The 1,014-nt window shown below is 58.6% G+C and carries 1 protein-coding gene; it reads right to left on the minus strand.

Annotated features, from left to right (window positions below; translation table 11 throughout):
* The coding region (locus tag ACVOLQ_RS22425; protein WP_481529352.1) for a DUF4158 domain-containing protein at positions 1–869 on the minus strand (869 nt) is incomplete at its 3' end.
* Positions 870–1,014: the final 145 nt, after the last annotated feature.

Consider the following 1,014-nt stretch of genomic DNA (forward strand, 5'->3'; position numbering starts at 1 on the left):
GTGGTGGTGAACAGGCAATACCGAAGAAAGCATGCGACCTCCACGGTGCGCGCTGGCTCTTTGATCTTGGCTCCGGCTGAGGGCGGCCTGGAGACAAGTCGGCGCGCGTAGCGGCGCAAGATGAGATCGGGGATGTCTGCCAGGTGCTTATGAACGTCCAGCGTGTAAAGCAGGTCGATGCGCTCCAGTACCTCGCTGATTTGGCGGGTTGAGTGTTTCGCCGGTGCAGCCCATAGCCAACTCTGCTGGGTTTGTCCATCTGGGCGCAGCTCTGAAACTGAGGCTCGCCAGCGATCAAGTGTTGCTGGATCAACGCTGGCGGCGATGGCGGTGCCTGTTTCAACTTCAAGCTGGGCAAGTGCCGCCGCAATCAGTGTCCGAATTGCCCGCTCGTGCACGATCACCAGCTTGTTCTTGTACAGCCATTGACGCGCCCGCACGAGTAGCTGATCGCGGTCGGCGCAGCGCGCCACTTCGTCGCGCAGTTCACGTACCAGTGAGCGGCGCTGGTGCTCGCTCATCCACTGGAATCCAAGGACCGTGCAGGCTACTTGTTGGTGATCGAATAGCGTGCGCCCGCGTTCATACATGGCTCTCAGCGAGGCGACTTCTGGTGCTGCAATGCCAAGCTCGTTGCCAAGGTGGCGCCACAAGGCTACTGGAATTACCCGAAAGGCACCGAGCAAACGCCCACTCATGCGCAGGAAACCAATATGGAGCGCCAGACCAAGCTTGTGGGAATCACCTCGGCGTGCATTGATTGCGTCGCGCTCGGCACCATCGAAGGTGAAAAATGCCTTCATCTCGAAGTCGCTGATATCGCGGGGGAGCCCACGCATCCCCAAAAACGTTGTGTGCCAACCCTGCATCGTGAACCTCAAAAGTGGGAGGCCACCATACCCGTTTACAAAGCGAACAGGAAAGTCAATGAAATCAACGGTCTACCCAGACCACCCCCGCGCCAGTGCTAGCTTTGCGTACCGTCACTTATTGCACTGAAAACGAGGAGACCCC

Source organism: Stenotrophomonas sp. STEN031, from assembly GCF_056759975.1.